The sequence below is a fragment of the Pseudomonas yamanorum genome (genome assembly GCF_013386765.1).
Classification (GTDB): Bacteria; Pseudomonadota; Gammaproteobacteria; order Pseudomonadales; family Pseudomonadaceae; genus Aquipseudomonas; species Aquipseudomonas yamanorum_A.
Window position 1 is genome coordinate 73,642 of record NZ_JACARE010000056.1, and the last position, 7,664, is coordinate 81,305.

Genomic DNA, 7,664 nt, shown 5'->3' on the forward strand with positions numbered 1-7,664 from the left:
AACCGGGCGGGGTGATCCGGTGGCGAATTCTGCTTCTGCGCACCCGCGCAGGGCCACTCGTCCCGTATGCCCGCCCCAAAGGGCATCCGATGAAAACACTGGCCAAACTCCCCGTCACCATCGTTACCGGCTTCCTCGGCTCGGGCAAGACCACCTTGCTGCGCCACATGCTGGACAACGCCCAGGGGCGCCGCATTGCAGTGATCGTCAACGAGTTCGGCGAGCTGGGCATTGACGGTGAAATCCTCAAGCAATGCTCCATCGGCTGCACCGAGGAAGAAGCCAACGGCCGCGTCTACGAGCTGGCCAACGGTTGCCTGTGCTGCACCGTCCAGGAAGAGTTCTTCCCGGTGATGCGCGAACTGGTGGCGCGCCGCGGCGACCTCGACCATATCCTCATCGAAACTTCAGGCCTGGCCCTGCCAAAACCGTTGGTCCAGGCGTTCCAGTGGCCGGAAATCCGCAGTGCCTGCACCGTTGACGCGGTGATCACTGTGGTCGACAGCCCGGCCGTGGCCGCCGGCACCTTCGCCGCATTCCCGGACCAGGTCGACGCCCAGCGCAAACTCGACCCGAACCTGGACCACGAATCCCCACTGCACGAGCTGTTCGCCGACCAGTTGGCCAGTGCCGACCTGGTGATCCTCAACAAGTGCGACCTGATCAGCCCTGAAGACCTGGCCCGTGTGCGCCTGGAAGTGGCCGAAGAGCTGCCGCCAGCGGTAAAAGTCATTGAAGCCAGCAGCGGTCGCCTGCCGCTGGACGTATTGATCGGCCTGGGCGCCGGCTCCGAAGAGCACATCGACGGCCGCCACAGCCACCACGATCACCACGAAGGTGAAGACCCCCTTAACCACGAGCATGACCACGACGCCTTCGACTCCATCTCCATCGAACTGCCCCAGGCCGACGAAAGCCTGCTGCTCGACGCCCTGACGCAACTGGTGGTCAAACACGGCATCCTGCGGGTCAAGGGTTTCGCCGCGATCCCGAACAAACCGATGCGCCTGCTGATCCAGGGCGTGGGCACGCGTTTCGACAAGCACTTCGACCGCGCCTGGCGCACCGACGAGCCGCGCGCCACGCACCTGGTGCTGATCGGCCAGGAACTGGACGCCGCCTTGCTCGAAGCGCAATTGCGCGCTGCCCTCAGCGTTTAACCCATGCACCTGCTCAGGACCCAGCCCGGCGGTTTCGTCTCGGATGACAACATTGCCGACCTTGGCCAAACCCCCGCCGAGCTGGTGATCCTGTGCAGCGGTGATTCCAGCCTGGCGCTGCTGGCCGAAGCGGCTCAGCAGTTGCCCGAGGATTACCCGAGCCTGCGCCTGGCCAACCCGATGCAGGTGCAGAACCATGCCTCGGTCGACCTGTATGTGGACGAGGTGCTGCGCCACGCCAAGGTCATCCTGATTTCGCTGCACGGCGGCATTGGTTATTGGCGGTACGGTATCGAGCGTCTGGTTGAGCTGGCCGAGCGCGGTGTGCAGCTGATCCTGGTGCCGGGGGACGATCGCCCGGACCCGGAACTCAGCGGCCTGAGCACCGTGGGCGCCGAGGAACGTGACCGGCTCTGGCACTTCCTGCGCCAGGGCGGGTTGGGTAACGCGCTGGACTTTTATCGTTGCCTGGCGGCCGGCTATCTGGGGCGCGATTACCCCTGGAGCGAGCCGCAAACCCTGCCGCGTACCGCGATTTATCACCCGCACAAAGCCAATGCCCGCCTCAACGATTGGCAGGCGGACTGGCAACCTGGTTTCCCGGTGGCGGCGGTGCTGTTCTACCGCTCTCACCTGCAGGCGGCCAATACCGGCTTTATCGATGTTTTTTGCCAGCGCTTGCAGGCGGCGGGTCTTAATCCGTTGCCGATGGCGGTGGCCAGTCTGAAAGAGCCCGGCTGCCTGACGGTGGTCGAAGACCTGCTGGACGAAGTGCACGCCTCGGTGATTCTAAACACCACCGGCTTTGCCCAATCCAGCCCCGAAGCGCCGCACCTGCGGCCGTTTCGCCGCAACATTCCGGTGATCCAGGCGATTTGCGCCCAGGACAACGAGCCCGGCTGGCAGGCCAGCGAGCAAGGTCTCGGCCCACGGGACCTGGCGATGCACATCGCGTTGCCGGAACTGGACGGGCGCATCATCAGCCGGCCCATCAGCTTCAAGGACCTGGCCTGGCGCAGCGAGCGCAGCCAGTCCGATGTGGTGTGCTATCGCGCGCAGCCGGAACGCATGGACTTTGTCGCCGAGCTGGCGCGGCGCTGGGTCGAGCTGGCGCGGGTGCCGAATGGCGAAAAGCGCATTGCGCTGATCCTCGCCAACTACCCGACCCGGAACGGGCGTATCGGCAATGGCGTGGGGCTCGACACCCCGGCCGCCGCGTTGAATATCCTGCGGGCCTTGAAGACCGAAGGTTATCCGTTGCCGGACGTGTTGCCGCAGAGCGGCACGGCGTTGATTCAGGAGCTGTTGGGCGGCATCAGCAACGACCTCGACAGCCTCGACCTGCGCCCGTGCCATCAAAGCCTCGCGCTCGATGACTATGAAGCGATGTTCAACCGCTTGCCCGAATCCAATCGCCAGGCGGTGTTGGCGCGCTGGGGTACGCCGCACACCGATCCGATGTTCCGCGACGGGCGCATGATGATCGCCGGCCTGCGCTTTGGCCTGACCTTCGTCGGCATCCAGCCGGCCCGGGGTTATCAGGTGGACGCCAGCGCCGTCTATCACGACCCGGACCTGGTGCCGCCCCACGGCTACCTGGCGTTCTACTTCTGGTTGCGCCAGACCTACGGCGCTCACGGCGTAATTCACGTCGGCAAGCACGGCAACCTGGAGTGGCTGCCGGGCAAGGGCGTCGGGCTTTCCGAGAACTGCTGGCCGGACGCACTGCTGGGTCCGCTGCCGAATATCTACCCGTTTATCGTCAACGACCCGGGCGAGGGTGCCCAGGCCAAGCGGCGCACCCAGGCGGTGATCATCGACCACTTGATGCCGCCGCTGACCCGCGCCGAAACCTACGGGCCGTTGCGCGACCTTGAATTACTGGCCGACGAATATTACGAAGCCCAGTTGCTCGACCCACGGCGTGCCCGCGAGTTGCAGAAGGACATCCTCAAGCTGGTGCGCGAAACCCGTATCGACCAGGAACTGGCCCTCGACGAAAATCTCGACAGCGACACCGACGCCGCCATCTGGCTGCCGCGCCTGGACACCTATCTGTGCGACTTGAAGGAGTCGCAGATTCGCGATGGCCTGCACATCTTTGGTGAGTCACCTGAAGGCCGCTTGCGCATCGACACCTTGCTGGCGTTGTTGCGCATCCCCCGGGGTGATGGGCGCGGGCCGCAATCGAGCCTGCTGCGGGTATTGGCCAAGGCTTTTGAGCTGGGCTTCGACCCGCTGGATTGCGCCCTGGCCGAACCCTGGACCGGGCGCCGCCCCTTGGTAATGCAGAAGATTGACTCGCAGTTGTGGCGCACCGCGGGCGACACCCGCGAACGCCTCGAATTGTATGCCGCCCGCCTGATCGAGCAGGCGCTGGAAGGGCCGGTGGAACAGCTTGAAGAGCCGGGCTGGGAGGACGTGAAGTCGGTGATCGAGAGCCTGCGCATTGTCGTCGCGCCGCGCCTGGATGCCTGCGGCCCGGCGGAAATGCGCGGCTTGCTGGATGCCTTGAGCGGGCGTTTTGTGCCCGCCGGCCCTAGCGGTGCGCCGAGCCGGGGCCGCCTGGATGTGTTGCCCACCGGGCGGAATTTCTTCTCGGTGGATGTGCGCAACCTGCCGACCACCACGGCCTGGCGCATCGGTTTCCAGTCGGCGAACCTGATTCTGGAGCGTCACCTGCAAGACCACGGCGACCACCTGCGCCAGCTCGGCCTGTCGGTGTGGGGCACCGCCACCATGCGCACCGGCGGTGACGACATCGCCCAGGCCATGGCACTGATGGGCGTGCGCCCGGTGTGGGCCACGGGCAGCCAGCGGGTGGATGACTTTGAAATCCTGCCCATCAGCCTGCTGGACCGGCCGCGTGTGGACGTGACGTTGCGCGTGTCGGGGTTCTTCCGCGATGCGTTCGCCAACCTGATCCGTCTGTTCGACGCGGCGGTGCAGGCGGTGGCGGCACTGGACGAACCGGATGACCTGAACCCGCTGGCGGCCAAGGTGCGCAGCGAGCGTGAGGCCTTGCGCCTTTCGGGCCTGGATGAGGAGGCCGCCGCGAAACAGGCGGGTTGGAGGATCTTCGGCGCCAAGCCCGGTGCCTACGGTGCCGGCGTGCAGGGCGCAATTGACGGGCGCTTGTGGCAAAGCCGCGAAGACCTGGCTGAGGTCTACTTGAACTGGGGTGGCTACGCCTATGGCGGCTCCGACGAAGGCACCGCCGCCCGCGAACAGTTTGCCCAGCGCTTGAGCCAGGTGCAGGCGGTGTTGCAGAACCAGGACAACCGCGAGCATGACTTGCTCGACTCCAATGATTACTACCAATTCCAGGGCGGCATGCTCGCCGCCGTGGAAACCCTGAGCGGCGACAAGGCCGCCAGCTATCATGGTGACCACAGCCAGCCGGACCTGCCGAAGGTGCGCACGCTGAAGGAAGAGTTGAACCGGGTGATCCGTGCCCGGGCGGCCAACCCGAAGTGGATCGAAGGGGTGAAGCGCCACGGCTATAAAGGCGCGTTCGAAATGGCGGCCACCGTGGACAATCTGTTCGCGTTCGACGCCACCACCGCGCTGATCGACGATCACCAGTACGCGTTGCTGGCGGATGCCTACTTGCTCGACCCGGACACCCGGGCGTTTGTGCAGCAGCACAACCCGGATGCCCTGCGGGACATGACCGAGCGCATGCTCGAAGCCCAGCAGCGCGGCATGTGGCAGGAGCCTGGGGCGTACCGCGAGGCGTTGGAAAACCTGTTGTTGGATATAGAAGAAGGCAGTTGATGACCGACCTCCCGCATTTCCCGCTGTCCGCCGTTGTCGGCGCCGATGACCTGAAACTGGCCCTGTGCCTGACCGCCATCGACCCGAAGATCGGCGGCGTGCTGATCGAAGGTCCGCGTGGCATGGCCAAGTCCACCCTGGCCCGTGGCCTGGCGGACCTGCTCGCCAGCGGCCAGTTCGTCACGCTGCCCTTGGGCGCCACCGAGGAACGCCTGGTGGGCACGCTGGATCTGGACGCGGCGCTCGGTGAAGGTCGCGCCCAGTTTTCCCCAGGCGTGCTGGCCAAGGCCGACGGCGGCGTGCTCTACGTGGATGAAGTCAACCTGCTGCCCGACCATCTGGTGGACCTGCTGCTGGACGTGGCCGCCAGCGGCACCAACCTGATCGAACGCGACGGGATTTCCCACCGGCATTCGGCGCGTTTCGTGCTGATCGGCACCATGAACCCGGAAGAGGGCGAGTTGCGCCCGCAATTGCTCGACCGCTTTGGCTTCAACGTGGCACTGAGCGGGCACACCCAGCCGGCCGAACGTGGGCAGATCATCCGTCGCCGGCTGGATTTTGACAGCGACCCCCAGGGTTTCTGTGGGCAATGGGCCGATCAGCAGGCCGCGTTGCGCGAGCGCTGCACCCAGGCGCGGGCGCACTTGGAGAGCATCCCGCTGGATGACCACGCGCTGGCGCAGATTACCGAACGCTGCTTTGCCGCTGGCGTGGACGGCCTGCGCGCAGACCTGGTCTGGCTGCGTGGCGCCCGTGCCCATGCGGCCTGGCGGGGGGCGACGGTCATCGGCGACGAAGATATCGAAGCCGTTGCGGAATTCGCCCTGCGCCACCGTCGCCAGGAGCAATCGCCACCTTTGACGCCGCCCGCTGGCGGTCAATCACCCAAGCCCGATGATTCGCCGGAAGGCCAGGGCCAATGGGGCGACATGCCCGCACCTGCCTTGCCGATAGGCGCTCGCCGAGATGTGCCCACCTGGCCAAAAAAGCCCTAGGCATCCGCCCCAAGCCTGACGCGGGGGCGGATGCACGGCCCAAGGCGGGTCGACTGAACAAGGGCCGGCGAGGGCAGGCGCGCAGCGCGACCGAAGGTTCGATCAACTGGCCGGGCACCTTGCTCGGCGGGCGGCCGCAACGCCGTGAAGACGTGCTGTACCAACTGCGCAGCCGCATGCCCCACGAACTGTGGCTGGTGATTGTCGATGCGTCGGCCTCCACCCGGCGGCATCAGGCGCTGATGGATGCCAAAGGGTTGCTGGCTCAGCTGTTTGACGACGCCTATCGGCAGCGGGCGCGCATGGCGTTGCTCACCGCGAGCGGGCAATCGCCGAAATGGCAGGTGCAGGGATTAAAGGCGGCTAAGGGGCTTGGTCATTGGCTTGACGGGCTCGGTGCAGGCGGCGGTACGCCCTTGTTGGCGGCGCTAACAGAGGCAGGCCATTGGCTGGTGGCCCGGCGCAAGCGGTATCCGGCGGAGCAGCAGCGTTTGCTGGTGGTCACGGATGGGCGGCTGAAGGATGTGGCGGGGTTGCCGCAACTGGACTGCCCGGGCTTGCTGGTGGATATCGAACGTGGGCCGATTCGGTTGGGGAGGGCAAAAGAGCTGGCGACCGGATTGCGGGTGGACTACTGGCACATTGATAACTTGTAAAAAGTCGAAACGGGAAGCGCCTTGCTTGTAAAGAGGAATCTTCTGACATTATTCACCGATAGCAAATCTTTACTCTCTGGCCTCTCGCAAAGTCCAGGGATGAAAAGGCATGACCTCCAGCGCATCACCCTTCCCGTTTTTTGACCACAGCCGCCATAAACTCACCGTTCGCAACGTTGATGCAGTACTTGACGTTCTCGCCTTCGAAGGCACAGAGGGCCTGAGCGAACTGTTCAACTACCGCGTGGAGTTCACCAGCACCGCCCGCGACATTGCTGCCGAGAAAATGCTCGGTCAGAACGCCACGTTCAGCTTGTACAGCGCACCGCAGCAATCGCCGATGCGCGGTTTCATCCAGCCGCCTGCCAGGCAGTTGCGCACGCTGCATGGCGTAGTCACCGGCTTCAAACGCCTGTCCGGCTCCGTTGATGAAGCCCGCTACGAAATCACCCTGGAACCCCACTTTGCCCTGCTGGGGCGAGGCCAGCAGTTCCGCATCTACCAGCACCAATCCGTCCCGCAGATCGTCGAAAGCATCCTGCGCAACCGCCACGACTTTGAAGGCCAGGACTTCTTCTTCAACCTGGTGCGCGACTACCCCAAGCGCGACCAGGTCATGCAGTACGGCGAGAGCGATTTGGCATTCATCACCCGCCTGCTGGCTGATGTGGGCATCTGGTACCGCTTCACCCGCGATGAACGCCTGAACATCGAGGTGGTGGAATTCCACGACGACCAACGCCATTACCAATTCAATGTCGAGCTTGCCTACCGCCCGCAATCCGGGCTCAGCAGCACCGGGCAAGACGGCGTGTGGAACCTGCAATCCAGCCATCAGGTGGTGGAGCAGCACGTCAATATTCGCAGCTACCACCACCGCGTGGCCCACGCCCACCTGAACGGGGAAATCGACCAAACCCGTGGCGCCACCACCACCTACGGCGAGGCCTATCACTACGCCGAACCTTACACAGTCATGGGCGACCGCTACGCCTTCGACGAAGACCTGCAAAGCGAAAGCGGCTACTTCTACGCCCGCTTGCGCCACGAGCGTTACCTCAATGGCCAGACCC

The 7,664-nt window shown here is 64.7% G+C and carries 5 protein-coding genes; all 5 read left to right on the top strand.

All coding sequences use genetic code 11. From position 1 onward, the window contains the following. The first annotated feature begins 89 nt into the window (after positions 1–89). The gene (gene cobW / locus HX875_RS30455) at positions 90–1,160 is read left to right on the top strand and encodes a cobalamin biosynthesis protein CobW (RefSeq protein ID WP_177048464.1); all 1,071 of its coding nucleotides are present in this window, start codon (positions 90–92) and stop codon (positions 1,158–1,160) included. Between the two features lie 3 nt (positions 1,161–1,163). Further along, entirely contained in the window at positions 1,164–4,937 is a 3,774-nt protein-coding gene (gene cobN / locus HX875_RS30460; protein ID WP_177048466.1) for a cobaltochelatase subunit CobN, read from the top strand. Beyond that, complete coding sequence (locus HX875_RS30465; RefSeq protein WP_177048476.1) at positions 4,937–5,935, top strand: ATP-binding protein; 999 nt, start codon at positions 4,937–4,939, stop codon at positions 5,933–5,935. The genes cobN and HX875_RS30465 overlap by 1 nt, the downstream gene beginning before the upstream one ends. 53 nt (positions 5,936–5,988) lie before the next feature. Beyond that, positions 5,989–6,591 (top strand): vWA domain-containing protein, encoded by a 603-nt coding sequence (locus HX875_RS30470; RefSeq protein ID WP_177048483.1) that lies wholly within the window; start codon positions 5,989–5,991, stop codon positions 6,589–6,591. A 109-nt stretch (positions 6,592–6,700) separates the two neighbouring features. Then, positions 6,701–7,664 (top strand): type VI secretion system Vgr family protein (locus HX875_RS30475; RefSeq protein WP_177048478.1); only part of this gene is annotated, 964 nt, incomplete at its 3' end.